Genomic DNA, 24,540 nt, shown 5'->3' with positions numbered 1-24,540 from the left:
TTATATGGCATTATCTGGTTGTGCGGCCAGAAAATGGCAACCAAATAGCTCGCTCCAGCCTTTACACTGTGTGTGCTCCAATCACTGTTTGATATCGGAAGGAATTTTCATCATGGCTTTTGACCATCGCAAATACGTTGCTTTCCAGCCGGTCGCCAAGAAAGACCGTCGCTGGCCCGATCAGGTTATCCAGAAAGCCCCGGCCTGGTGCGCTGTAGATCTTCGGGACGGCAACCAGGCCCTGGTCAAACCCATGTCTGTTGCCCAGAAGCAGCGCTTATTCGATTTGCTGGTCAAGCTGGGTTTCAAAGAGATCGAAATCGGTTTCCCGGCAGCCAGCCAGCCGGACTTTGATTTCTGTCGCAAGCTGATCGAAGAAAACCGGATTCCGGATGATGTAAAGATCCAGGTGCTGACCCAGGCTCGCCCTGAATTGATCGAGCGGACTTACCAGGCCCTTGAGGGCGCCAAACGGGCGATTGTTCACGTTTACAATTCCACCTCGACCGTGCAGAGGGAGCAGGTGTTCGGTCTGGACCGGGACGGTATCCGCGATATCGCGGTCCACGGCGCCACCATCGTGCGGGATATCGCCGCCCGCTATCCGGACACGGAGTGGACCTTCCAGTATTCGCCAGAGAGTTTTACCGGTACGGAGCTGGACTTTGCGGCCAGTGTGATTGATGCCGTCAACGATGTCTGGCGCCCGGACCAGGGGCAACCGGTTATCATTAACCTGCCGGCGACTGTTGAAATGGCAACGCCCAATGTCTTCGCAGATCAGGTGGAGTGGATCTGTGACAACATTCGCTATCGGGAGCACATCAGCATCAGTCTGCATACCCACAATGACCGTGGCTGCGCGGTGGCCGCTGCCGAACTTGGCGTGATGGCGGGGGCAGACCGGGTGGAAGGTACCTTGATGGGCAACGGCGAGCGCACCGGTAACATGGACCTCGTCACCATGGCCATGAACCTGTATTCCCAGGGGATTGATCCTGCCCTGGATCTGTCCGGTATGGCCGAAATCACCGAAGTGGTGGAAGCGTGCACCGAGATTTCCACCCATCCGCGTCATCCCTATGCCGGTGAGCTGGTCTTTACTGCATTCTCCGGCAGCCACCAGGACGCCATTCGCAAATGTCTCTCTCGTCGGAAAGAAGGCGATGCCTGGAACGTGGCCTATTTGCCCATCGATCCGTTCGATGTCGGCCGCCGGTACGAGGAAGTGGTTCGTATCAACAGTCAGTCCGGCAAAGGCGGTGTCGCTTACGTACTCGAGCGGGACTACGATATTACCCTGCCGCGGTGGCTGCAGATCGAGTTCAGCAAGGTGGTCCAGCGCGAAGCTGAAACCAATGGTGGAGAGATCGATTCACATACTATCCACCGTCTGTTTGAAGAGCGTTATCTGAAAGTACACAGCGACTGGGCTCTTCGCTCCTACGACCTGCATCGGGATGACAATGGTGTGCGGGCCGAAGTGGTTGTCGGTGGCGATGCGGCTCCGGCTACCCTGGAAGGTCGAGGGCTGGGAGCCGTTGAGGCGGTTTCCGACGCACTGTCCAGGCAGTTTGGGGTCTCGGTGGCGGTTGAAGCCTATGATGAATACGCGCTGGGCGAAGGTACCAATGCCAATGCTCTGGCGTGTATCCGGCTGACAGCTAATGGCAGGCACTGCAGCGCGGCAGCCCTGGCGGAAGATACTACCTCGGCGACATTGCAGGCCCTGTTCTCGGCTGTAGCTCAGGTGCTCGATGGTAGCCGGTCCGAGTCTGTTTCTGCAGAAGCGGCAGAAACTGTCTGAGCGGATAATCCCTTCTACCAACAGAAAGGCCGGCAATCCAGGGACTGCCGGCCTTTCTTGTTTCTGCCCGTGAGGGGCATCAGGACGCTGACATAACAGCTTAAAGCGGTGTTACGTTTTCGGCCTGCGGGCCTTTCGGGCCCTGGGTTACGGTGAACTGCACCTGCTGACCTTCGGCCAGAGTACGGAAACCGTTTGCGTTGATTGCACTGTAGTGAACGAAAACGTCACTGCCGCCTTCCTGGGCGATGAAGCCAAAGCCCTTGGATTCGTTGAACCACTTCACGTGGCCGGTTTTGGTATCGGACATCGATCTTTCCTGTCTTACTGATAATTTTCCCTCACGGGACCTTCTTTCGAGCTGGGACATCCGGAGCGTACTGAGGAAGGGGCAACGAAAAGCCAAGGGCAGGACGTTGTAACGCATTCGCCAAATAACGCTGCAGAAGTACACAGCAATTTTCAGTATAGACCGACTTTGAAAGGCGTCAATTGTTTTTTTTATGATCAGTAAGTGTTTTTTAATTGATAAAAAACAATAAGTTGTAATCGAAGTGAAACCCGGGGCTGCCCTTGATCAAGAGCGCCCCGGGTGTTCTGTGGCTCAGCGGATGGAGGTTTGATCAGCGACCGAATTTCTCGCTGATTTCTTCCAGAATGGCCGGGTCGTCGATGGTGCTGGGTACCGTGTACTCCTCCCCATCGGCAATCTGGCGAATAATACGTCGCAGGATCTTGCCGGAGCGGGTTTTGGGTAAACGGTCAACAACGATGGCCCGGCGGAAACAGGCAATAGCCCCGATCTTCTCGCGAACCATCTCTACCAGTTCCTCCTCCAGTTCATCCTGGTCGATGGTGGCGCCATCTTTGATCAGCACCAGGCCAACCGGAATCTGACCCTTCATATCGTCATGGGTGCCCACTACGCAGCATTCCGCGATCGCCGGATGGGATGCAACGACTTCTTCCATCTCGCCGGTAGAGAGCCGGTGCCCGGCGACATTAATTACATCATCCGTCCGCCCCATGATAAAGACATAGCCGTCATCATCGATAAAACCACCGTCGCCGGAGCTGTAGAAGCCAGGGATTGGCTTGAGGTAGCTGTTCTGGAAGCGCTGGTCGTCGCCCCATACGGTCATCAGGCAGCCCGGCGGTAATGGCAGTTTGACTGCAACCTGGCCCTGTTCGCCCGCGGGTACCTGGCTGCCTTCCATGTCCACTACCTGAACGTTGAAGCCGGGTGAGGGCACGGTTGCAGAGCCGGGTTTCGTAGTCATCATTTCAATGCCGACCGGGTTGCAGCATATGGCCCAGCCCGTTTCGGTCTGCCACCAGTGATCGAGGATGGGCAGCCCGGTATGCTCCTTCAGCCATTCATAGGTGGGTGGATCCAGGCGCTCGCCGGCCAGGAAAATCCGTTTGAGGGAGGAAACATCGTAGCGGCTCAACTGATCTGCTTCCGGGTCTTCCTTGCGCACTGCACGGAATGCGGTGGGCGCGGTAAACAGCATATTGACCTTGTGGTCCTGAACCACGCGCCAGAATGCGCCGGCATCCGGGGTTTTAACCGGTTTGCCCTCGTAAAAAATGGTGGTGCAGCCGGTAAAGAGCGGTGCATAAACAATGTAACTATGGCCTACCACCCAGCCAACATCTGAGGCCGCCCAGTAAACGTCTCCGGGTTTGGCGTCGTAGACCAGCTTCATGCTGTAAGTGAGGGCAACGGCGTGGCCCCCGTTGTCACGGACGACGCCTTTGGGTTTCCCGGTGGTACCGGAGGTGTAGAGAATATAAAGCGGGTCGTTGGCTTTGACGGGTACCGGTTCGGCCGGGGTGGCGTTGGCCACGATCTCGTTCCAGTCAAAGTCTCGGCCTTCCTGCATGGTTGCCTTGACCTGTGGCCGCTGGAATACCACGCACGCGTCCGGTTTGTGGCTGGATTGCTCTATGGCCTTGTCTACCAGCGGTTTGTATTCGATCACCTTGGTAACTTCGATGCCGCAGGAGGCGGTAATCAGTGCCTTGGGTTTGGCATCTTCAATGCGAACGGCCAGTTCGTGTGCTGCAAAACCGCCGAAGACCACCGAATGGACTGCGCCCAGCCTGGCGCAGGCCAGCATGGCGATGGCTGCCTGAGGAATCATCGGCATATAGATGATTACGCGGTCACCTTTTTCTACTCCGCGGGCACGCAGGGCGCCGGCGAACAGGGCAACTTCATCACGCAGTTCGTTGTAGGTAAATGACTGTTTGGTGTTGGTGACCGGGGAGTCATAAATCAGGGCTTTCTGGTCGCCGCGGCCGGCACGGATATTGGCATCCAGGGCTACGTCGCTGGTGTTCAGCTCACCGTCCGGAAACCACTCGCCATGGCCGTTATCGAGGGCGCGCCAGATCGTATTCGGGGCTTTGATCCAGTCGATGTGCTGCGCCTGCTCACGCCAGAAATCATCCCGCTGGTCAATGGACCGGCGAAATTCGGAGTTGTAGCTCATTGTGCTCCACCTCGGTTGTCCGTGTTGTTGTTTTTTCGTTGTTATCGACAACTTTAGGAGCTTTGAAATCCGGGGCTAGTAGACCATAGGCGTAGTTGCCAGGCTCTGCGGCGCTATTCGCTCGAAGAATTGATCTCTGTCACCCGGGCGGACACCGAGCCATGACCAAGTCTTGCGGTAATCTGACTGCCAGTTTCCAGATCACCAGCCTTGCGAACGATCCGGTCATTGTCGTCTTTGACGATGGCGTAGCCTCTTCCGAGGGTGGCCAGGGGGCTGACAACATGAAGGGTTTGTGCAATGTGCTGTAATCGCTCGTCTTTTTGGCGCAGCTGGTGACGGGTCGCGAGTGTCAGGCGTTCCTCGAGACGTTGGGTCTGTTCTCTTACCGTTTTTAGGGTTCGGCGTGGGGATTGTGCGCTCATCCTTCGAAGCAGGTAATCGGTTTTCTGCTTCTGCTGGTCCAGTCTGTCACGGATCGCCTTGTTCAGCCGCAGCTCAAGCTCATCCATGCGTTGCGCCTTTTCCAGTAGTTCCCGTCGAGGATCCCGGAGCCGGGCAGACAGGTGCCCCAACTGGTTATCCAGCCTTTGCAATAAGCGGCGTGCAGACTGGCCAAGACGCCCCTGCTGCTCGGTCAGTCGACGGAGCCAGTCCTGCTGGTCGGGCGAGATCTTCTCAGCGGCGGCCGACGGCGTGGGGGCTCTCAAGTCCGCGACAAAATCAGCAATGGTGACGTCGACCTCATGGCCAACGGCGCTGACGGTCGGGATGGGGCAGGCGGCAATGGCCCGCGCGACGGCTTCTTCGTTGAAGCACCACAAGTCTTCCAGGGAGCCGCCACCCCGGCCGATGATCAGGACATCGGCCAGACCATGCTGCTGCGCCCGGTCAATGGCCTGGACAATATCTGCGGTGGCCGGCTGGCCCTGAACGGCGGTGGGATAGAGCGTGACCGGAATAGCCGGGCAGCGCCGTTTGAGTACCGTCAGAATATCGTGGATGGCGGCGCCAGTTGGCGAGGTAACCACGCCAATATGTCTGGGCGTGGCGGGAATCGGTTTCTTTCGGGCCGGGTCAAACAGGCCTTCGCCCTGGAGTCTTGCTTTGAGGGCCTCGAAAGCCTGCTGCAGGGCGCCCAGCCCGGCGGGTTCGAGGTGTTCCACGATGATCTGGAAATCCCCGCGGTTCTCGTACAGGGTCACCTTGCCGCGAATCCGGATCTGGTCACCTTCCCGGGGCAGGGTGCGTATGCGCTGGTTAGCGCCACGGAACATGGCACAGCGGATCTGGCATTTCTGATCCTTGAGTGAGAAATACCAGTGCCCTGACGAGGGTCTGGAAAAGCCTGAGAGTTCTCCCTCCACCCAGACCTGCATAAAGCTTGATTCCAGCAGGTGGCGCGCCTGGTGGTTGAGTTGACTGACTGTGAGTGCTCGTGGGCGGGTGTCCGGATAGGGGGTGCTCACAGGGCGGGCTCCAGGATTATTCATAAGCAATAGCCGAAAGAGATGGCCAAAAATAACGGAAATTCAAAAAGATGCAACCAAATGGCAAAAACCGCGCGGTTTACTGTCTTTACGCACCACTTTATAATAGATCGATTAAGGATTTTGCTTTGTCGCACCGCCGCGGGTGCGGCACGGAAATTCCCAACTTAGCATGTTCAAAAGGCGGATCCCAATGCTGCGTATTGCCGAAGAAGCCCTCACGTTTGACGACGTTCTGCTCGTGCCCGGATATTCTGAAGTTCTCCCTCACCAGGTCGACCTGAAAACCCAGCTGACCAAGGGTATTACCCTGAATATTCCGCTGGTCTCGGCGGCCATGGATACGGTAACCGAGGCGGAGCTGGCCATCGCCATGGCCCAGGAAGGCGGTATCGGTATCATGCACAAGAACATGACGGTGGAGCAGCAGGCGGCTGCTGTCCGCAAGGTCAAGAAGTTCGAAAGTGGTGTGGTCAAGGATCCGATCACGGTATCTCCGGGTACCACCGTGCGTGAGCTGGTCGATATCACCATGGCCAACAATATCTCCGGCCTCCCGGTTGTCGATGGCAATGACCTTGTCGGTATTGTGACTGGTCGTGATATCCGTTTTGAAAGCCGCATGGATACCCCCGTCCGGGATATCATGACGCCGAAGGACAAGCTTGTTACCGTCAAGGAAGGCGCCGATCTGGAAGAAGTAAAAGAGCTTCTGCATCGTCACCGCATTGAAAAGGTTCTGGTGGTGAACGATGAGTTCCAGCTCCGTGGCCTGATCACGGTAAAAGACATCCAGAAAGCCAAGGACTATCCGCTGGCGTGCAAGGACGAGCAGGGGCGCCTGCGAGTTGGCGCCGCGGTCAGCACCGGTGGCGACACCGAAGCTCGCGTAGCCGCACTGGCAGAAGCCGGGGTGGATGTGATCGTGGTGGATACCGCCCATGGCCATTCCAGGGGCGTGATCGATCGGGTTCGCTGGGTGAAACAAAACTACCCGGATGTTCAGGTCATTGGCGGCAATATCGCCACCAGTGATGCTGCCATCGCCCTGGCCGAAGCTGGCGCAGACGCCGTGAAGGTAGGTATTGGCCCCGGTTCCATTTGTACCACCCGGATCGTCGCCGGCATTGGTGTGCCCCAGATTTCTGCCGTTTCCAATGTCGCCGCTGCCCTGAAGGACCGCGGTGTGCCACTGATTGCAGACGGCGGTATCCGCTTCTCCGGAGACATCGCCAAGGCCATTGCTGCTGGCGCTCACTGCGTCATGATCGGCAGCCTGCTGGCAGGCACCGATGAGGCTCCGGGTGAAGTCGAACTGTTCCAGGGCCGCAGCTACAAAGCGTATCGCGGCATGGGCTCTATCGGCGCCATGGGGCAGGGTTCCAGCGACCGTTATTTCCAGGATGCCAGCAAAGGCATCGAGAAACTGGTGCCGGAGGGCATTGAAGGCCGCGTGGCCTGTAAAGGCCCGATGCGTAATATCGTGCACCAACTGGTTGGCGGTATCCGGGCCTCCATGGGCTATACCGGTAGCGCCACCATGGACGAAATGCGTACCAAGCCCGAGTTTGTTCGCATTACCAATGCCGGTATGCGTGAGAGTCACGTCCACGATGTGACCATCACCAAAGAAGCGCCCAACTACCGAATCGGTTAATCTTTGCCTGATCAGACGCGGCCCGGTTTCCGGGCCGCGTTGTTTCTTTACAGCCCGAGGACTCCATGGCCCAGAACATTCACGACCACCGTATCCTGATTCTCGATTTCGGTTCCCAGTACACCCAGTTGATCGCTCGTCGCGTTCGTGAAATCGGGGTTTACTGCGAGATCAAGGCATTCGATATCACCGATGACGAACTTAACGAGTTCAATCCCAAGGGTATTATTCTGGCGGGCGGCCCGGAATCGGTCACCCAGCTCGGTGGCCCGCGTGCCCCGGAAGGTCTGTTCGATCGTGGTATTCCGGTGCTGGGTATCTGCTACGGCATGCAAACCATGGCAGAGCAGCTTGGCGGTCGGGTAGCCAGTTCCGAGAAGCGGGAGTTTGGTTACGCCCAGGTGAAAGTGCGGGCGAAGGGACCACTGCTGGCGGATATTACAGACCACCTCACACCGGCCGGTGAGTCCCTGCTGGATGTGTGGATGAGCCACGGTGACAAAGTGGTGGCCATGCCGGAAGGTTTTGAACTGCTGGCTTCCACTGAAAGTGCGCCGATTGCAGCCATGCAGGATCTGAGTCGCGGCCTGTTCGGTGTTCAGTTTCACCCCGAAGTGACGCATACGCTGCAAGGCAAGCGTATTCTGGAACATTTCGTGATGACCATCTGTGGCTGCGAAGCACTCTGGACGCCGGCGAAAATCGTGGATGACGCGGTTCGTCAGATCCGCGAGCAGGTCGGCAGCGACAAGGTGTTGCTGGGCCTGTCCGGTGGTGTGGATTCTTCGGTTACGGCGGCGTTGTTGCATAAAGCCATCGGTGACCAGCTTACCTGCGTGTTCGTGGACAACGGCCTGCTGCGCCTGCACGAAGGCGATCAGGTGATGGACATGTTTGCCAGTAACATGGGCGTTAAGGTTATCCGTGTAGACGCTGAAGACTTGTTCCTGTCCAAGCTCAAGGGCGTGAACGATCCGGAGCAGAAGCGCAAGATCATCGGTAATACCTTCATTGACGTGTTCGACGACGAAGCGGCCAATATCAAAGACGTGAACTGGCTTGCCCAGGGCACAATTTACCCGGACGTGATTGAATCTGCGGCGTCCAAGACCGGTAAAGCTCACGTCATCAAGTCCCATCATAATGTGGGTGGCCTGCCGGAAACCATGAAAATGAAGCTGGTCGAGCCCCTGCGTGAGCTGTTTAAAGACGAAGTGCGCCGGATCGGCCTTGAGCTGGGCCTGCCATATGACATGGTGTATCGCCATCCATTCCCGGGGCCTGGGCTGGGCGTTCGTATCCTCGGCGAGGTCAAGAAAGAGTATGCGGACATTCTGCGTCGTGCCGACGCGATCTTCCTGGAAGAACTGCATCGTGCTGACCTGTACCACAAGACCAGTCAGGCGTTTGCCGTCTTCCTGCCGGTGAAATCGGTGGGTGTAGTTGGTGATGCCCGTCGCTATGAATATGTCATTGCGATTCGCGCGGTTGAAACTGTCGACTTCATGACGGCTCGCTGGGCGCGCCTGCCATATGAATTGCTTGAAACGGTGTCAAACCGGATTATCAACGAAATCTCCGGTGTTTCGCGGGTAACCTACGACATCTCCTCCAAGCCGCCTGCAACCATTGAGTGGGAATAATCGGCTGGGAGCTGTTTGACGGTGACGACAGCCGCTGAGGATGAATTGTGGATGGCCCGGGCGCTGGCTCTGGCCAGTCAGGCGGATGCTGTCGGTGAAGTGCCGGTAGGGGCCGTGGTTGTGCTTGACGGCAAGGAAGTGGGTGCGGGCTTCAATGCACCGATTTCCGGCTGTGATCCTACGGCCCATGCGGAAATCCGGGCGTTACGGGATGCGGCGGCCCGGGTCGGCAATTATCGATTGGCCGGTGCCACCTTGTACGTGACACTGGAGCCCTGCACCATGTGTGTCGGCGCGATCGTTCACAGCCGCGTCAGCCGGTTGGTATTTGGCGCTCTGGAGCCCAAGGCCGGCGCTGTGGAATCAGCCAGGCGAACCCTGGAAGAGCCGCACCTGAACTGGCGGGTAGAGGTTTCCGCCGGGGTGATGGCAGAGCAGTGTGGTCAGGTGATATCTGAATTTTTCAGCCGGCGTCGCCGTGAAATCCGGCAACGTCGCAAACAACACTCAGGGAAGGGAAGCGAAGCTCCATGAAAGTATTGGTAACGGGTGGCGCCGGGTATATTGGCAGTCACGTTGTGCGTCAACTGGCGGCGGCAGGTCACGACATTGTCGTTTTTGATAACTTGTCTACCGGTTATCGCTGGGCCGTGACCGCCGGCGAGTTGGTGGTGGGTGATCTCGCCGATGAGCAGGCGCTTGAAGCGGTGTTCTCCGAACACGGATTCGAGGCGGTGCTGCATTTTGCCGCCAATATTGTGGTGCCGGAATCGGTTGCCAACCCCCTCAAGTATTACAGCAATAACACCCGTAACACCCTGAATCTTCTCAAGATGGTTGAGCGCTATCAGGTTCCCTACATGGTGTTTTCCTCCACCGCAGCGGTTTACGGTATGCCCGAACAAACCGTACTGACGGAAGACCTTCCGCTGGCGCCCATCAACCCCTACGGTGCCTCGAAAATGATGAGCGAGCGCATGATGATGGACCTCGCCGCTGCCAGCAGTCTGAATTATGTGATTCTGCGCTATTTCAATGTGGCCGGCGCCAACCCGGACGGCTTGTTGGGGCAGGCAACGCCGGAGGCAACGCACCTGATCAAGGTAGCCTGCGAGTGCGTGACCGGGCAGAGAGATGGTATGAGCGTGTTTGGCACCGACTACGAGACCCGTGACGGCACCTGTGTCCGCGACTACATCCATGTGGAAGATCTGGCCAAGGCCCATGTTATGGCGCTGGATTATATGGCCAAAGGCGGTGAGTCTCAGGTGCTTAATTGTGGCTATGGCCGTGGCTTCACTGTGCGTGAAGTGATTGATGTGGTGAAAACCGAGTCCGGTGTTGACTTCCCGGTACAGGAAACCAGACGCCGAGCCGGCGACCCGGCTGCGCTGATGGCCGATAACACTCGGATCAAGAGTGTCCTGGGCTGGCAGCCGGATTTTGATGATCTGAATACCATTGTGCGGACCGCGCTGGCCTGGGAAAAGATCTGGCAGCAAAAGAAAGCAGGCCACTGACAGTTTTCATTCTAAATTTTCAGGAAGAGTTGCATGAAGATTACGATTTTCGGAACCGGTTATGTCGGCCTTGTGACCGGCGCCTGTCTGGCGGATGTCGGGCACCACGTGCTGTGCATGGATGTGGACCAGGGCAAGATCGAAAAACTGAAGAACGGCCAGATTCCTATTTACGAGCCAGGCCTGGACAACATCGTCAAGCACACCGTTGAGGCTGGTCGCCTGGCATTTACCACGGACACCGAGGAAGCGGTCAAGCACGGTACCCTTCAGTTTATCGCCGTTGGCACGCCACCGGATGAAGATGGTTCTGCGGACCTTCAGTATGTTCTGGCAGTGGCGAAATCCATTGGGCAGCACATGGAGGATTACAAGGTGGTGGTGGACAAGTCCACCGTACCGGTCGGGACTGGCGACAAAGTAAAGGCGGCGGTTCGTGCCCAGCTGGACAAGCGGGGGTTGGAACTGGATTTTGATGTGGTGTCCAATCCGGAATTCCTGAAAGAAGGTGCTGCAATCAACGATTTCATGAAGCCGGACAGGATTGTGGTCGGCACCGAGAGCGAAAAGGCGGCGGATTTGTTGCGGGAAGTGTACTACCCGTTCAACCGCAACCACGATCGCATGATCTTCATGGACATCCGTTCTGCTGAGCTGACCAAGTACGCGGCCAATGCCATGCTGGCCACCAAGATCAGCTTCATGAACGAAGTGGCAAACCTGGCCGAGCGGCTGGGCGCGGATATTGAAGAAGTGCGCCGGGGTATCGGTTCTGATCCGCGTATCGGTTACCACTTTATCTACCCGGGTTGCGGTTACGGCGGTTCCTGCTTCCCGAAAGATGTGCAGGCCCTGGCTCGCACCGCCCGCGACTGCGACTACGAGTCCAAGCTGCTGAACGCGGTGGAAGCAGTGAACTATGCCCAGAAGCATGTGCTGTTCGACAAGGTCTCGCACTACTTTCAGGGTGATCTGAAGGGCAAGACCGTGGCGCTCTGGGGTCTGGCGTTCAAGCCCAACACAGATGACATGCGCGAAGCATCTTCCCGCACCCTGATGGAAGATCTCTGGAAAGCCGGTGCGAAGGTGCAGGCTTTCGATCCGGAAGCCATGGAGGAAACCCAGCGCATCTACGGGGATCACGACGGACTGACTTTGTGCGGTACCAAAGAACAGGCGTTGAAGGGTGCTGACGTACTGGTGATCTGCACCGAGTGGAAAGAGTTCCGCTCACCGGACTTTGATGTGATTGCCTCCACCTTGAGTGAGCCGGTGGTGTTTGACGGCCGCAACCTGTACGAGCCGGAAATGCTGGAGCGTCATGGCCTGATCTACTACGCCATTGGCCGCGGCCGTAACCAGTTCCATTCAGCGGTCTGATGGTCGGGGAGGGTGTTGATGTTCCAGCTTCATGAGCGTTTGGCGGCGGATACCCACAAGCTGGGAGAGAGCCGTCTTTGCGATGTCTTGCTGATGAACGACAGCACCTGGCCCTGGATCATTCTGGTGCCCCGGGTATCCGGCATCCGGGAAATCTACCAGTTGGCGAGCGAACAGCAGCAACAATTGCTGGCGGAGTCCTCGGTGCTGAGTGAGGGGATGATGGAACTGTTCGGTGGCGACAAAATGAATGTGGCAGCGCTGGGCAATATGGTGCCCCAGTTGCACTTGCATCATATTGTCCGCTATCAGGGCGACCCGGCCTGGCCGGGCCCTGTGTGGGGCAAGCAGCCTCCTGTACCTTACACAGAAGAGCAGCTAGCCAGTGTGAAAGCAAAGCTGCAGCCGCTACTTGAGCAACTTGCCTAAGATTTAGTCGCTCAATCCAGACCCTGCTGCCACTGGGCCAGGGTCTGGGAACCCACCAGAATCATTCTCAGCTCGGTTTTCAGTTTCTGCTTGAGTTCTTCTCGCTCTTTCGGGGTTGCATCCAGCGCCTCAGCGCCTTGATTGAACACCAGTGTCACCATGGCTTCGGCGACAATCCTGGCTTCCGCCAGGGGTTTGTTCTGTTCGTCGGCAAACCGGCCAAGATCGTCGGCCAGCTCCGTTACGAAATGGTCGATTTCTGCTTTCACCGCCGTCCGGAAAGGCTTGGATACGCCGGTGCGCTCCCTCAGCATCAGGCGGAACAGGTTGGCGTTGTTGCCCAGGTACTCCATGAAGGTGTCCACCGAAGTGGAAATCGCACTGCCGTCCCGGGCAATACGCTTGCGGGCCTGGCGCATCAGCTGCCGCAGGGCCACGCCGCCTTCGTCCACCAGGGCCAGGCCAAGCTCGTCCAGCTCGGCGAAGTGCCGATAAAAGGATGTGGGGGCAATGCCGGCCTCCCGGGCGACTTCCCGCAAACTCAGGCTGCCAAAGCCCCGGTCTGCGCTCAGTTGGGCGAGGGCAGCGTCCATCAGTGCTCGACGGGTTTTCAGTTTCTGTTCCGCGCGGGTGGCCAACGTCTTACTCCATGGTCCGGTCAAACCATGCATTCTAGCCCCCGGTTTTTTGATAGTCATCCCGCTGCCGGATATCCGGTGTCAATTCTGTTTCCGGACGCCTGATTTTCAAAGTCATTGTGTTTATAATGGGCGGCTTTTCGGCTATAGCCGCCCAAATTCTTTGATTCAACGCGAACACATTCAGAACGAACGGGAACCGATATGCGCAGCCATTATTGCGGTGGGATTAACGAATCTCACATCGATCAGGAAGTCACACTCTGCGGATGGGTACACCGCCGCCGTGACCACGGTGGGGTCATCTTTCTGGATCTGCGAGATCGGGATGGCATGTCTCAGGTTGTGGTCGATCCGGACACCCCTGAAAGTTTTGCTCTGGCGGAGAAAGTCCGCAGCGAATTTGTTATCAAGGTGACCGGCCGCGTTCGTCGTCGCCCCGCGGGTACCGAGAACAACAACATGCCCACTGGCCAGGTCGAGCTGTTGGGCAAAGAGCTGGTCATTCTGAACGCAGCCGCCACCCCGCCGTTCCCGCTGGATGAGCACGTCGACGTGGGCGAGGATGTTCGCCTCCGCTACCGGTTCGTAGATCTGCGTCGTCCAGAGATGATCAACCGTCTGCGGTTCCGCTCCCGTGTGACCAGCTACATCCGGAACTTCCTGGACAGCCGCGGATTCATGGATGTGGAAACCCCGATCCTGACCCGTGCCACCCCGGAAGGTGCCCGTGACTACCTGGTACCGAGCCGTACCCACGAAGGTTCCTTCTTCGCTCTGCCACAGTCGCCGCAGCTGTTCAAGCAGTTGCTGATGGTGTCTGGTGTAGATCGCTACTACCAGATTGCCAAGTGTTTCCGCGATGAGGATCTGCGCGCCGATCGTCAGCCCGAGTTTACCCAGGTGGACATCGAGGCTTCTTTCATCGATGAAGAAACCCTGATGGGCCTGAACGAGGAAATGATTCGTTCCCTGTTCAAGGATGTGCTGGATGTTGAGCTGCCGGAGTTTCCGCGCATGCCGTATTCTGAAGCCATGCAGCGTTACGGCAGCGACAAGCCGGATCTGCGTATTCCTCTGGAACTTCAGGATGTGGGTGATCTGGTGGAAAGCGTGGACTTCAAGGTGTTCGCAGGTCCCGCCAAAGATCCGAAAGGCCGTGTCGCTGCCCTTCGCGTGCCCAAGGGTGCCGAGCTGACCCGTAAACAGATTGATGACTACACCAGGTTTGTTGGTATCTACGGTGCCAAGGGCCTGGCCTACATCAAGGTAAACGAACTGGCCAAGGGTGCCGAAGGCCTGCAGTCGCCAATCGTGAAATTCCTGGGTGACGACGTTGCGCTGGCCATCATGGAGCGCGTAGGTGCGGAAGATGGCGATATCGTCTTCTTCGGCGCCGATAAGGCTACCGTCGTGAATGAAGCCCTGGGCGCCCTGCGCATCAAGGTAGGTCACGACCTCAACATGCTTACCTGCGAGTGGGCACCAATGTGGGTTGTGGACTTCCCGATGTTCGAGGAGCTGCCGGATGGCAATCTGACCGCTATCCACCACCCGTTCACGGCGCCGTCCTGCAGCCCGGAAGATCTGGCAGCAGACCCGGCGAACGCCTTGTCCCGTGCCTATGACATGGTGCTCAATGGTACCGAGCTGGGCGGTGGTTCTATCCGTATCCACGACGAGAAAATGCAGGAAGCGGTGTTCCGTATCCTGGGTATCGGAGAGGAAGAGGCTCGTGCCAAGTTTGGCTTCCTGCTGGATGCCCTGAAATTTGGTTGCCCGCCTCACGGTGGTCTGGCCTTTGGTCTGGATCGTCTGGTGATGCTGATGACCGGTTCTTCGTCAATCCGCGACGTCATCGCTTTCCCGAAAACCCAGAGCGCCACCTGTCTGATGACTCAGGCGCCGGGCGAGGTAGACGAGAAGCAGCTGAAGGAGCTGCATATTCGTCTGCGCCGTTCTGCTAAAGCCGTTGAAGGCAACAAGGCAGAAGATAAAGAGTAAAGGCACGATGCCGGAGGTGGCGCGCCATCTCCGGCACGGCCAGACTCTCTCACTTCCGAGGGCAGGCGGATGGCAATCATCCTGGGGGTAGACCCCGGCTCCCGCATCACCGGCTACGGTCTTATTCGTTCTGAAGGCCGGCTTCTTGAGTACCTCGACAGTGGCTGCATCCGAGTAGGTGAAAAGCCAATGGCGGAGAGGCTGCAGACTATTTTCCACAGTCTCGCCGTGCTGATTGGCGAATATCGCCCGGAGGAGTTCGCTATTGAGCAGGTGTTCATGGCGCGCAACCCGGACTCGGCCCTGAAGCTCGGTCAGGCAAGGGGAGCTGCAATCGTCAGTGCCGCCAACAGCGGCCTGGCAGTCCATGAGTATTCTGCCCGGCAGGTGAAGCAGGCGGTGGTGGGTACTGGTGGAGCGGATAAATCCCAGGTGCAGCACATGGTGCAGGCGCTTCTGGGGCTGTCCCGAAAGCCACAGGCGGATGCCGCCGATGCCCTGGCCATAGCCCTGTGCCATGCCCATATGAACCAGAGTGTATTACGTATGGCCAGGACCGGAGGTAAGGTCAGAAGCGGCCGCGTACGCCAACCATAAGCGGCGGTTTGCCGCGACAGGAGAGCCCGTTTGATTGGTCGAATCCGAGGAATGCTGATTGAAAAGTCTCCCGGGCAGGCGCTGGTGGAATGTTCCGGCCTGGGTTACGAAATTGACATTCCCTACACCACGTTTTTTCATCTGCCCGAGACCGGGCAGGAAGTGACCCTTCATACCCATTTCGCCGTTCGTGAAGACGCCCAGAGCCTTTATGGTTTTGCCTCCCGTCTGGATCGAAATCTGTTCCGGCTGCTGATCAAGGTTAACGGTGTTGGCCCCAAACTTGCGGTGGGCATTCTGTCGGGCCTGGATGCACAGCAATTCATCCGCTGTGTCGAGGCTCGGGACGCGAATTCGCTGGTCAAACTGCCCGGTGTCGGCAAAAAAACGGCCGAGAGGCTGTTGATTGAAATGGCCGACAGGATAGGGCAGCTGGAAGGGCAGTTTGTCCCGTCTCAGCTCGATGTGCCGACTGGAGCCGGGGCGGCTACCGCGAATCAGGCTGGGCCTGACCCTCGGGAGGAGGCTGAGGCCGCATTGATTGCCCTTGGCTACAAGCCCCAGGAGGCGGCCAAGGCGATCAGCAAGGTGGCCGGCCCGGATATGAACAGCGAAACGCTGATACGTCTGGCCCTGAAGAATATGATTCCCGCCGGGTAACAACCCGGCGTTTTTGTGTCGGCTATGGCCACAGAACCATGACACCAATGTGTATAGAGCGTAACGTGACTCACAAGCGCCCCTTTGTACAATTGGTGCAACCTGACTTACAGGGTGAGCCAGCGGGCATGTTGTTTATTCCCAGCAAGCGGATAATGCCATGATTGAATCGGACCGATTGATATCGGCCAAGGCCGGAGAATATGAGGAAGTGCATGATCGGGCGATCCGTCCGACGTTGCTTTCCGAGTATGTGGGCCAGCCTACGGTACGCGAACAGATGGAGATTTTTATCTCCGCTGCCCGGGGCCGCCAGGAAGCGCTGGATCATGTGCTGATTTTCGGCCCTCCCGGGCTTGGTAAAACCACTCTGGCCAACATCATTGCCAATGAGATGGGTGTCTCGATCAAGACGACGTCCGGCCCGGTACTGGAAAAGGCCGGAGACCTGGCTGCCATGCTCACCAACCTCGAGGAAGGTGACGTCCTGTTTATCGACGAGATCCATCGCCTGAGTGCGGCGGTGGAGGAAGTGCTCTATCCGGCCATGGAAGACTATCAGCTGGATATCATGATTGGTGAAGGGCCGGCTGCACGGTCTATCAAGCTGGATCTGCCGCCCTTTACGCTGGTTGGGGCAACCACCCGTGCTGGTCTGCTGACGTCGCCGCTGAGAGACCGGTTCGGCATTGTCCAGCGCCTGGAGTTCTACAATCACCAGGACCTCACCCATATTATTACCCGTTCGGCCCGGCTGTCGTCGGTGGAAATCGACGAGGCAGGGGCGTTCGAGATTGCCCGCCGGTCCCGGGGAACCCCGAGGATTGCCAACCGGCTGCTGCGCCGGGTCAGGGATTTTGCCGAAGTGCGCTCCAATGGCCATATCACGGCGGATATTGCCGACCAGGCACTGAACATGCTGAAGGTGGACAGCCAGGGCTTCGACCACATGGACCGTCGCCTGTTGCTGGCCATGATCGAGAAATTTGATGGTGGCCCGGTGGGTGTGGAGAGTCTGGCGGCCGCAATCAGTGAGGAGCGGGGTACCATTGAGGACGTACTGGAGCCGTTCCTGATTCAGCAGGGGTACATGGTGCGTACACCGAGAGGGCGTATGGTAACGTCGAATGCCTACCAGCATTTCGGAGTGGTGCCGCCCAGATCCGGCCGGGAGGACGACCTGTTTGAGTGATCCCTCTGCCAGCTTTGAATTGCCGGTTCGGGTCTACATAGAAGATACAGATGCCGGTGGCATTGTTTTTCATGCCAAATACCTGCACTACATGGAGCGTGCCAGAACGGAGTGGGTCCGTAGCCAGGGTGTCGGGCTTCGTGCAGGGCTGGAGCACAACATCAGCTACGTGGTGCAAAAGATGAATCTGCACTTCCGGATGCCCGCGAAGCTGGACGATCAGTTGCTGGTTACGGCTGAGCTGAAAGCGGCATCCCGGGTCTGGATGGGCTTTCGGCAATGCGTGTATCGCGCGGATGATCGGCAGTTGCTGTGTGATGCAGACGTTCGTGTGGCCTGTGTTGCACTGGATACCGGCAAACCCCGGCGTCTTCCGGAAAATATGCAGGAAATTCTTAAGAATTTCGTATAATTTGTTGAAAGATTTACAAAACTACTTGGGAGTGAACAGTGGAAACGGAACTGTCAGTCTGGCATCTGATTGCGAATGCAGGGATTTTGGTGCAGTTGGTCATGCTGTTGCTGATGCTGGCATCGGTCGTCTCCTGGGCACTGATTTTCCAGCGCCTGCAGGTCTTCCGGAAAGCCCGTCAGGCTCAGCTGGAATTTGAGGACCGGTTCTGGTCCGGCATGGATCTGGGCCAGCTCTACAAAGAAGTGAGTGCGGAGCCAACGCCGTTTTCCGGTATGGAGTCTGTGTTCCGGGCAGGGTTCAAAGAGTTCTCCCGCCTTCGTCAGCAGAGCAGGGATGCCGACGCCGTGATGGAAGGTACCCAAAGAGCCATGCGCGTGGCTTTTTCCCGGGAGCAGGAGCGCCTGGAAACCCATCTGCCGTTCCTGGCGACGGTCGGTTCCACCAGTCCCTACGTTGGCCTGTTCGGTACCGTGTGGGGCATCATGAACTCCTTCCGCGGGCTGGCCCAGGTGCAGCAAGCCACGCTGGCCACGGTGGCGCCGGGTATCTCTGAGGCGTTGATTGCCACGGCGATGGGCCTGTTCGCGGCCATCCCTGCGGTCATTGCCTATAACCGGTTCTCGGCCATGTCAGACGCCTTGCTGAAGAACTATGAAACCTTTGCGGAAGAGTTTTCCAGCATTCTGCATCGCCGGGTCCACAACAGCGATCAGGCCGCAGCATAAGTTGCCATCTGGCGGTAACAGGAGTGTAGCGAGATGAAAGGTATGGGAATGATGCCTCAGCAGCGGCGCAAGCCGATGTCTGAGATCAACGTAGTCCCCTACATCGATGTGATGCTGGTGCTTCTGGTGATCTTCATGGTGACGGCACCGATGCTCACCCAGGGCGTGAAGGTGGATCTGCCGGAGACAACCTCCGATCCGATTCAGCAGGACAAAGACGTGGAATCCATCACCGTATCTGTGGATAGCAATGGGGCCTACTACCTGGAAGTGGGTGACGACGCCAGCGAGCCGATGGCGCTGGACGAGGTGCGCAACCAGGTGGCAAAGATTCTGTCCCAACGGAGCAACGGTGAAGTGCTCGTCCGGGGCGATGAGTACGTGGACTACGGTGTGGTGGTGCGCCTGATGGCTGAGCTTCAGGCTGCCGGGGCCACCGGGATTGGCCTGATTACCGACGCGCCCAATGATAATCAGTAATTGGATGATGGTGACATTTTGAAGGGCCACAAGCGGGACATCGTCAGTACCGGAAAAGCACCTCTGAAATCGCCGGTGGCGGTCTCGGTAGGGCTGCACCTGCTGGTGTTCGGTATTGCTCTGGCCGGGTGGTCGTGGAATACGCCACCAGAACCGGAGCCCAGAAGTATTTCGGCCCGGCTGATCAGTCCTGAACCAAGGCCGACACCGGTGGTGGAAGAGCAGGACGAGGCGGATAAAGAGCAGGAGCGCAAGCAGGCACAGGCGCGCGAGCAGGAAGAAGCTGAACGCCAGCGCCAGGCTAAAGAAAAAGCCCGGCAGGAGGCGGAACGGAAGGCTCAGGAAGAAGCTCGCAGGCGCGAAGAAGAGCGTCGTCAGCAAGAGGCGCAGGCTAAGGAGCTGGCAGAGAAGCAAGCCAGAGAGCGTGAAGCGGCGCGCCAGAAAGCGGAAGCCGAAGCCAAAGAGCGGGAACGGCAGAAAGCTGAGGAAGAGCGCAAGCGGCAAGAAGAGGCCAAACGCCGGGCCGAGGAAGAAAAGCGCCGCCAGGAAGAGCAGCGAAAGAAAGAAGAGGCTGAACGCCAGCGCCGCGAAGAGGAAGCTCGCAAAGAGGCAGAGCGGAAACGTCTTGAGGCTGAGAGGCGCCTGCGTGAACAGCAGCTGGAAGCGCTGGCGGATCAGGCCAGGCAGGAGCGTGAAGCGGAAGCCCGCCGCCAGCAGGAAGCCGCGGCAGCGCGTGCAAGAGAAGCGCAGATGCAGAGCGAGAGTGATAAATACCAGGCGTTGATTCGCGAGCGGTTAAAGCAGGCGTGGTATCCGCCGTCCTCAGCGAATGAAAACATGACGGCGAGGTTGCAGATCACACTGTTGCCCACTGGTGAACTGGCCAGTGTGAAGTTGGTCGGTAGCAGTGGCAACACTGCGTTTGATAACTCGGCCCTGAGTGCGGTCCGATCATTGAACCGCTATCCCATTCCGGATAATCGTGACACGTTTGAGCGTTATTTCCGCCAGTTCATGATTGAATTCAACCCGCAAAGACTGCGGTGAGGTTGATAATGTTTATGAAAAGCAGATCCCGTTGCTCTGGTAGCTTTCTGAAGACACCGGTTATTGCCTGCCTGGTGCTGTTTTTGACGGCATCCCTGGGCGCCCGGGCGGAACTGTTGATCCGCATTACCGAAGGTGCGGGGTCGGCCATTCCGATTGCCGTTGTACCGTTCGCTGAGAGTGGCAGTATGCCCGCCGGGGACAAGGTGGGCGGTATCGTGCAGGCAGATCTGACCATGAGTGGTGAGTTTCGTCCGCTAGAACCATCAAAAATGCTGAGCCTTCCCTCTGAGCGCTCCGAGGTTTATTTCCGGGACTGGCGCATGCTGGGGCAGCGCTATGTGCTGGTGGGGCAATTGGCCCGCAATGGTGATCGGATTCAGGCACGCTACGAGTTGTTTGATGTTAACCAGGAGAAGCGGATTCTTGGTGAAACGGCGGCAGTTCCTGCCTCTAACCTGCGGTCGCTGGGCCACCACATCAGTGACCGGGTGTATGAGGCTATTACCGGAGCTCCCGGTGTATTCTCCACCAAGCTGGCGTACATCACCGTGTCTGGTGAGGGCGAGCAGACCCGTTACCGGCTTCAGGTCAGCGATGTGGATGGTAAGCGCTCCAAAGTCCGGCTGGAAAGCCGGGAGCCCATTCTGTCACCGGCCTGGTCGCCGGATGGAAAGAAACTGGCCTATGTTTCCTTCGAGACTGGCAAGCCGGTCATTTTTGTCCACGAACTGGCTACCGGTGAGCGCCAGAAGGTCGCAGACTTCCCGGGGCTGAACTCGGCACCGGCCTGGTCGGCCGATGGCCGTTCGCTGTTGATGACGCTTTCCCGTGACGGTAACGCCGAGATTTACCGGATGGACCTTGCCAGCCGCAATCTGACGCGTTTGACAGACCATTGGGCGATTGATACCGAAGCCGCATGGGACCATGCCGACCGGGGTATCTACTTTACCTCTGATCGCTCCGGTGGGCCGCAGCTCTATCACATGGAACGCCCGGGGGCTGAGCCGCGTCGAATTACCTTTGGCAGTCGCTACAACGCAAGGCCGCGACCGAGCCCCACGGGTGACTATGTCTATTACGTTCATCAGCGCGACAGTGCCTTCCATATTGCCAGAACGAACCTGGAGACCGGCGAAGAGACGGTTATTACCCGAACCGGCTCCGATGAATCACCCAGTGTGGCTCCCAATGGCAGGTTGCTGATCTACGCAACCCGTCAGAATGGGGAAGGCGTACTGACCGTGGTATCCGCAGACGGAGGCGCGGCGTATAGCCTGCCGGCCTCTGAGGGCGAAGTGCGGGAGCCGGCCTGGGGGCCGGTTACCCGCTGAAAATGCACTGAACTGAATTAATTCAACGAAGACCTGAAAAGAGGAAATAACGTGATGAAGATGTCTTTCTCTGCAAAAGCGTTTGCCATGCTCCTGTCCGCCGGCCTGGTTGCTGGTTGTAGCTCCACCGGTGAAAACATGGAAGAGGGTACTTACGGTTCTGACGTGGCCGCGATTGATCAGGATGGCGGTTCTACCGTTTACGGTGGTGCGGATGGCTCCGGCGTTTCCGCCTCCGAGCTGACTGATGACGAGCGTCGGGCCGCTCAGGAGCAAGCCGAGCAGGAAGCCCTGCGTGACATTACCACCTTCTACTTCGATTTCGATACGTCCGAAATCAAGCCGGACGCCCGTGACGTGCTGGTTGCCCACGCTCGCTACCTGGCGGACAACCCGCGTCAGCAGGTACGCCTGGAAGGTCATGCTGACGAGCGTGGTACCAAGGAATACAACCTGGCTCTGGGTGAGCGCCGCGCGAACGCCGTACAGCGCTTCCTGATTGTAAACGGCGCTTCCCGTGGCCAGATTGAAACCGTAAGCTATGGTGAAGAAAAGCCGGCCGTGCGTGGTTCCTCTGAAAGTGCCTGGGCACAGAACCGTCGCGTAGAGCTGGTATTCCAGTAAAACCGACCTAGACGGACGTATCCATGAGAAAACAGCTCATGGCGGCCGTGCTGATCCCGCTGGGCCTTGGCCTGGCGGGAGTCACCCATGCACAGTCGTCCACACCCGCATTCCAGAACAACAGCTCCGAGGCCCAGCGTAAGGCCGGCAACAACCAGGCCACGGCAGAGCTGTTCTACATGATTCAGCAACTGCAGCGCGAAGTGCGAGACCTGCGTGGCCAGGTTGAAGAACATCAGCACCAGATTGGTCGCCTGCAACAGCAGGGCAGGGACCGCTATGTGGATCTGGATCAGCGGATACTGGAGCTGTCCAAGGCCGTCGAGTCCGGGGCCAGTGCTGCACAGCAGCCGACTGCAGCGGGAGCTTCAGCAGACAGTGGAAGACTGAAGCCGACCCGGGTGTATCGCTCGCCGGAACCGGAAGAGCAGAAAACCTATAACGACATTATCGACCTTATCCGCAACAAGAAAGACTACGACACGGCGATAACCCGCCTGTACGAGTTTGTGGATACCTACCCCGAGGGCGACCTCACCGTTAATGCCTATTACTGGCTTGGAGAAGTCTATCTGGCGAAACCTCAGCTGGAGCAGGCCCGTCAGGCTTTTACCATTGTTGCGACGCGCTATAGTGATCATCGCAAGGCACCGGACGCTGTGTACAAGCTGGGGGTGACCCTGGATCGTCTGGGCGAAAAAGACGAGGCGCGGCGCCGGATGAACTCCGTGGTCGAACAGTACCCGGATTCAGGAGCGGCAGAGTTGGCGAAGAAGTATCTTGATTCCGCCCAGGGTTGATCGGTATCTGGTCAACTTGCACGGATCTTGATCGGTCATTGAAAAAAGTTGGTCGACCGTGAAAAAAAGGGGTTGATCACCAAAAAAATATCAGTAATATGTGCGCCTCGTTTGGGTCGTTAGCTCAGTTGGTAGAGCAGTTGGCTTTTAACCAATTGGTCGAAGGTTCGAATCCTTCACGACCCACCAAATTCAAAGCGCGAGGTTTTGGCCGCGCGTTCGCTGGATGAAAAGCCAGCACAGCCAGTCAGGGGTCGTTAGCTCAGTTGGTAGAGCAGTTGGCTTTTAACCAATTGGTCGAAGGTTCGAATCCTTCACGACCCACCAACAAGGCAAACCGTCAACACGGGGTTTGCGGAAAAAAGAGCCGAAAGGCTCTTTTTTTTTGCCCGCAAGAACCCACCTATACCCACAGGACGGACGCTATCCTGCAGCCTGGCATACCCACATTGCAGGATCATGAAACCAAAGGCAGAAGTGATATACTCTGGCCGTTAACGTCAATCAGAGAATAAGTGATGACTAAAGCGCAAGACCGCATTCTGGTTCAGGAACATCTCGCCCATCAGGCGGAGCCCAAGCCCCTGAGCGCCTCAGAGAAAGCTGATCTCGAGGCCAGGATCAAGGTGGCTCTGAAGGAGAAGGATGCCGTTCTGGTTGCGCATTATTACACCGATCCGGACATCCAGCGGCTGGCAGAAGAGACCGGTGGTTGTGTGGCGGATTCCCTGGAAATGGCGCGCTTCGGTAACCAGCACCCGGCATCCACCGTTGTCGTTGCCGGCGTTCGTTTTATGGGAGAGACGGCAAAGATTCTGAATCCGGAGAAAAAGGTTCTGATGCCGACTTTGGAGGCAACTTGCTCGCTTGATGTTGGTTGCCCGGCAGACGAGTTCTCCGAGTTCTGTGATCAGCACCCGGATCGCACCGTCGTGGTTTATGCCAACACCTCGGCTGCGGTGAAAGCCCGGGCCGATTGGGTGGTCACCTCCAGTTGCGCCCAGGCCATTGTTGAGCATCTGGACGCCAAAGGTGAAAAAATCCTGTGGGCGCCAGACAAACACCTGGGCGGCTATGTACGGAAAACCACAGGCGCAGACGTTCTGCTGTGGGACGGCTCCTGCATCGTGCACGAGGAATTCAAGTACCGTGGCCTGGAAGACCTCAAGGCTCTGTACCCGGATGCAGCAATCCTGGTGCACCCGGAGTCACCCGATGCGGTGGTACAGATGGCGGATGTGGTCGGTTCAACCTCGCAACTGATTCATGCGGTGCAAACGCTTCCGAACGAAGAGTTTATCGTTGCAACCGACAACGGCATTTTCTACAAGATGCAACAGCTGGCGCCCAACAAAACGTTGATTGAAGCGCCCACCGCGGGCAACGGCGCAACCTGCCGAAGCTGTGCCCATTGTCCCTGGATGGCCATGAACGGTCTGGAGAATCTGCTGCACGTGCTTGAGCATGGCGACCAGGAAGTGCATGTGGATGACGCGCTGCGAGAAGACGCGCTGCGGCCGCTGCGCCGGATGCTGGACTTCACCGCCAACATGAACCTCAAGGCTGCCGGCAACGCCTGAAGGTTCCGGGGTTAGTC

Annotated in this window: 23 protein-coding genes and 2 tRNA genes; 21 read left to right on the top strand and 4 right to left on the bottom strand. The window is 57.7% G+C overall.

The window, feature by feature from the left end:
- Positions 1–112: 112 nt before the first annotated feature.
- Entirely contained in the window at positions 113–1,807 is a 1,695-nt protein-coding gene (leuA, locus tag ACAM27_RS12595; protein WP_153740023.1) for a 2-isopropylmalate synthase, read from the top strand.
- Positions 1,808–1,907: 100 nt separating this feature from the next.
- On the opposite strand, the gene ACAM27_RS12590 is transcribed toward leuA, so the two are convergent.
- From ACAM27_RS12590 to xseA, 3 genes are all read right to left on the bottom strand, one after another.
- Entirely contained in the window at positions 1,908–2,117 is a 210-nt protein-coding gene (locus ACAM27_RS12590; protein WP_011785214.1) for a cold-shock protein, read from the bottom strand.
- A gap of 313 nt (positions 2,118–2,430) precedes the next feature.
- Complete coding sequence (locus tag ACAM27_RS12585; protein ID WP_369612073.1) at positions 2,431–4,356, bottom strand: propionyl-CoA synthetase; 1,926 nt, start codon at positions 4,354–4,356, stop codon at positions 2,431–2,433.
- Positions 4,357–4,418: 62 nt separating this feature from the next.
- Complete coding sequence (gene xseA / locus ACAM27_RS12580; RefSeq protein WP_369612072.1) at positions 4,419–5,798, bottom strand: exodeoxyribonuclease VII large subunit; 1,380 nt, start codon at positions 5,796–5,798, stop codon at positions 4,419–4,421.
- A gap of 190 nt (positions 5,799–5,988) precedes the next feature.
- Here xseA and guaB point away from each other — a divergent pair, with 190 nt between their 5' ends.
- From guaB to ACAM27_RS12550, 6 genes are all read left to right on the top strand, one after another.
- Positions 5,989–7,452, top strand: coding sequence for an IMP dehydrogenase (guaB, locus tag ACAM27_RS12575; RefSeq protein WP_022991076.1), 1,464 nt, complete (start codon positions 5,989–5,991; stop codon positions 7,450–7,452).
- Positions 7,453–7,517: 65 nt separating this feature from the next.
- Positions 7,518–9,095, top strand: coding sequence for a glutamine-hydrolyzing GMP synthase (guaA, locus tag ACAM27_RS12570; protein ID WP_014421253.1), 1,578 nt, complete (start codon positions 7,518–7,520; stop codon positions 9,093–9,095).
- A gap of 21 nt (positions 9,096–9,116) precedes the next feature.
- A complete protein-coding gene (gene tadA / locus ACAM27_RS12565; RefSeq protein WP_113880232.1) occupies positions 9,117–9,629 on the top strand; it encodes a tRNA adenosine(34) deaminase TadA in 513 nt (170 codons plus the stop codon).
- On the top strand, positions 9,626–10,615 hold the full coding sequence (gene galE / locus ACAM27_RS12560) for a UDP-glucose 4-epimerase GalE (protein ID WP_369612071.1): 990 nt from the start codon (positions 9,626–9,628) through the stop codon (positions 10,613–10,615). The genes tadA and galE overlap by 4 nt, the downstream gene beginning before the upstream one ends.
- A 33-nt stretch (positions 10,616–10,648) precedes the next feature.
- On the top strand, positions 10,649–11,995 hold the full coding sequence (locus ACAM27_RS12555) for a UDP-glucose/GDP-mannose dehydrogenase family protein (protein ID WP_023010014.1): 1,347 nt from the start codon (positions 10,649–10,651) through the stop codon (positions 11,993–11,995).
- 18 nt (positions 11,996–12,013) lie between these two features.
- The gene (locus ACAM27_RS12550) at positions 12,014–12,424 is read left to right on the top strand and encodes an HIT domain-containing protein (protein ID WP_222197449.1); all 411 of its coding nucleotides are present in this window, start codon (positions 12,014–12,016) and stop codon (positions 12,422–12,424) included.
- Positions 12,425–12,435: 11 nt separating this feature from the next.
- On the opposite strand, the gene fabR is transcribed toward ACAM27_RS12550, so the two are convergent.
- Positions 12,436–13,062 (bottom strand): HTH-type transcriptional repressor FabR, encoded by a 627-nt coding sequence (gene fabR, locus ACAM27_RS12545; protein ID WP_014421258.1) that lies wholly within the window; start codon positions 13,060–13,062, stop codon positions 12,436–12,438.
- Positions 13,063–13,266: 204 nt separating this feature from the next.
- Between fabR and aspS the strand changes: the two genes are divergently transcribed.
- From aspS to nadA, 14 genes are all read left to right on the top strand, one after another.
- Positions 13,267–15,066, top strand: coding sequence for an aspartate--tRNA ligase (gene aspS / locus ACAM27_RS12540; protein WP_222197450.1), 1,800 nt, complete (start codon positions 13,267–13,269; stop codon positions 15,064–15,066).
- 69 nt (positions 15,067–15,135) lie between these two features.
- Positions 15,136–15,663, top strand: coding sequence for a crossover junction endodeoxyribonuclease RuvC (ruvC, locus tag ACAM27_RS12535; RefSeq protein ID WP_011785189.1), 528 nt, complete (start codon positions 15,136–15,138; stop codon positions 15,661–15,663).
- A 30-nt stretch (positions 15,664–15,693) separates the two neighbouring features.
- Entirely contained in the window at positions 15,694–16,323 is a 630-nt protein-coding gene (gene ruvA / locus ACAM27_RS12530; RefSeq protein ID WP_031210510.1) for a Holliday junction branch migration protein RuvA, read from the top strand.
- A gap of 160 nt (positions 16,324–16,483) precedes the next feature.
- The gene (gene ruvB, locus ACAM27_RS12525; protein WP_011785187.1) at positions 16,484–17,515 is read left to right on the top strand and encodes a Holliday junction branch migration DNA helicase RuvB; all 1,032 of its coding nucleotides are present in this window, start codon (positions 16,484–16,486) and stop codon (positions 17,513–17,515) included.
- Positions 17,508–17,927, top strand: coding sequence for a tol-pal system-associated acyl-CoA thioesterase (gene ybgC, locus ACAM27_RS12520; protein ID WP_011785186.1), 420 nt, complete (start codon positions 17,508–17,510; stop codon positions 17,925–17,927). The genes ruvB and ybgC overlap by 8 nt, the downstream gene beginning before the upstream one ends.
- 38 nt (positions 17,928–17,965) lie before the next feature.
- Entirely contained in the window at positions 17,966–18,655 is a 690-nt protein-coding gene (gene tolQ / locus ACAM27_RS12515; protein ID WP_011785185.1) for a protein TolQ, read from the top strand.
- Between the two features lie 33 nt (positions 18,656–18,688).
- Positions 18,689–19,135, top strand: coding sequence for a protein TolR (tolR, locus tag ACAM27_RS12510; protein ID WP_011785184.1), 447 nt, complete (start codon positions 18,689–18,691; stop codon positions 19,133–19,135).
- An 18-nt stretch (positions 19,136–19,153) separates the two neighbouring features.
- Positions 19,154–20,182, top strand: coding sequence for a cell envelope integrity protein TolA (gene tolA, locus ACAM27_RS12505; RefSeq protein WP_369612070.1), 1,029 nt, complete (start codon positions 19,154–19,156; stop codon positions 20,180–20,182).
- Between the two features lie 14 nt (positions 20,183–20,196).
- Positions 20,197–21,519 (top strand): Tol-Pal system beta propeller repeat protein TolB, encoded by a 1,323-nt coding sequence (gene tolB, locus ACAM27_RS12500; protein ID WP_369612069.1) that lies wholly within the window; start codon positions 20,197–20,199, stop codon positions 21,517–21,519.
- A 54-nt stretch (positions 21,520–21,573) separates the two neighbouring features.
- Complete coding sequence (gene pal / locus ACAM27_RS12495; RefSeq protein WP_222447985.1) at positions 21,574–22,143, top strand: peptidoglycan-associated lipoprotein Pal; 570 nt, start codon at positions 21,574–21,576, stop codon at positions 22,141–22,143.
- 23 nt (positions 22,144–22,166) lie between these two features.
- A complete protein-coding gene (gene ybgF / locus ACAM27_RS12490) occupies positions 22,167–22,943 on the top strand; it encodes a tol-pal system protein YbgF (RefSeq protein WP_369612068.1) in 777 nt (258 codons plus the stop codon).
- A gap of 113 nt (positions 22,944–23,056) precedes the next feature.
- Positions 23,057–23,132: transfer RNA gene (locus ACAM27_RS12485), tRNA-Lys, on the top strand.
- A 62-nt stretch (positions 23,133–23,194) separates the two neighbouring features.
- A tRNA-Lys gene (locus tag ACAM27_RS12480) sits at positions 23,195–23,270 on the top strand.
- A gap of 191 nt (positions 23,271–23,461) precedes the next feature.
- The gene (gene nadA / locus ACAM27_RS12475; protein WP_369612067.1) at positions 23,462–24,523 is read left to right on the top strand and encodes a quinolinate synthase NadA; all 1,062 of its coding nucleotides are present in this window, start codon (positions 23,462–23,464) and stop codon (positions 24,521–24,523) included.
- The last annotated feature ends 17 nt before the right edge of the window (positions 24,524–24,540 follow it).

The sequence above is a fragment of the Marinobacter sp. RI1 genome, assembly GCF_041155085.1.
Classification (GTDB): domain Bacteria; phylum Pseudomonadota; class Gammaproteobacteria; order Pseudomonadales; family Oleiphilaceae; genus Marinobacter; species Marinobacter nauticus.
Note: the sequence above shows the minus strand (reverse complement) of the source record. Positions and strands in the feature narration are given on the sequence as shown.

What these genes read in the sequence shown, in the direction of transcription:
- leuA (WP_153740023.1), top strand. Translation starts at nt 113, where the DNA reads ATGGCTTTTGACCATCGCAAATACGTTGCTTTCCAGCCGGTCGCCAAG.
- ACAM27_RS12590 (WP_011785214.1), bottom strand. Translation starts at nt 2,117, where the DNA reads ATGTCCGATACCAAAACCGGCCACGTGAAGTGGTTCAACGAATCCAAG.
- xseA (WP_369612072.1), bottom strand. Translation starts at nt 5,798, where the DNA reads ATGAATAATCCTGGAGCCCGCCCTGTGAGCACCCCCTATCCGGACACC.
- guaB (WP_022991076.1), top strand. Translation starts at nt 5,989, where the DNA reads ATGCTGCGTATTGCCGAAGAAGCCCTCACGTTTGACGACGTTCTGCTC.
- guaA (WP_014421253.1), top strand. Translation starts at nt 7,518, where the DNA reads ATGGCCCAGAACATTCACGACCACCGTATCCTGATTCTCGATTTCGGT.
- galE (WP_369612071.1), top strand. Translation starts at nt 9,626, where the DNA reads ATGAAAGTATTGGTAACGGGTGGCGCCGGGTATATTGGCAGTCACGTT.
- ACAM27_RS12555 (WP_023010014.1), top strand. Translation starts at nt 10,649, where the DNA reads ATGAAGATTACGATTTTCGGAACCGGTTATGTCGGCCTTGTGACCGGC.
- ACAM27_RS12550 (WP_222197449.1), top strand. Translation starts at nt 12,014, where the DNA reads ATGTTCCAGCTTCATGAGCGTTTGGCGGCGGATACCCACAAGCTGGGA.
- aspS (WP_222197450.1), top strand. Translation starts at nt 13,267, where the DNA reads ATGCGCAGCCATTATTGCGGTGGGATTAACGAATCTCACATCGATCAG.
- ruvC (WP_011785189.1), top strand. Translation starts at nt 15,136, where the DNA reads ATGGCAATCATCCTGGGGGTAGACCCCGGCTCCCGCATCACCGGCTAC.
- ruvB (WP_011785187.1), top strand. Translation starts at nt 16,484, where the DNA reads ATGATTGAATCGGACCGATTGATATCGGCCAAGGCCGGAGAATATGAG.
- tolR (WP_011785184.1), top strand. Translation starts at nt 18,689, where the DNA reads ATGAAAGGTATGGGAATGATGCCTCAGCAGCGGCGCAAGCCGATGTCT.
- tolB (WP_369612069.1), top strand. Translation starts at nt 20,197, where the DNA reads ATGAAAAGCAGATCCCGTTGCTCTGGTAGCTTTCTGAAGACACCGGTT.
- pal (WP_222447985.1), top strand. Translation starts at nt 21,574, where the DNA reads ATGAAGATGTCTTTCTCTGCAAAAGCGTTTGCCATGCTCCTGTCCGCC.
- ybgF (WP_369612068.1), top strand. Translation starts at nt 22,167, where the DNA reads ATGAGAAAACAGCTCATGGCGGCCGTGCTGATCCCGCTGGGCCTTGGC.
- nadA (WP_369612067.1), top strand. Translation starts at nt 23,462, where the DNA reads ATGACTAAAGCGCAAGACCGCATTCTGGTTCAGGAACATCTCGCCCAT.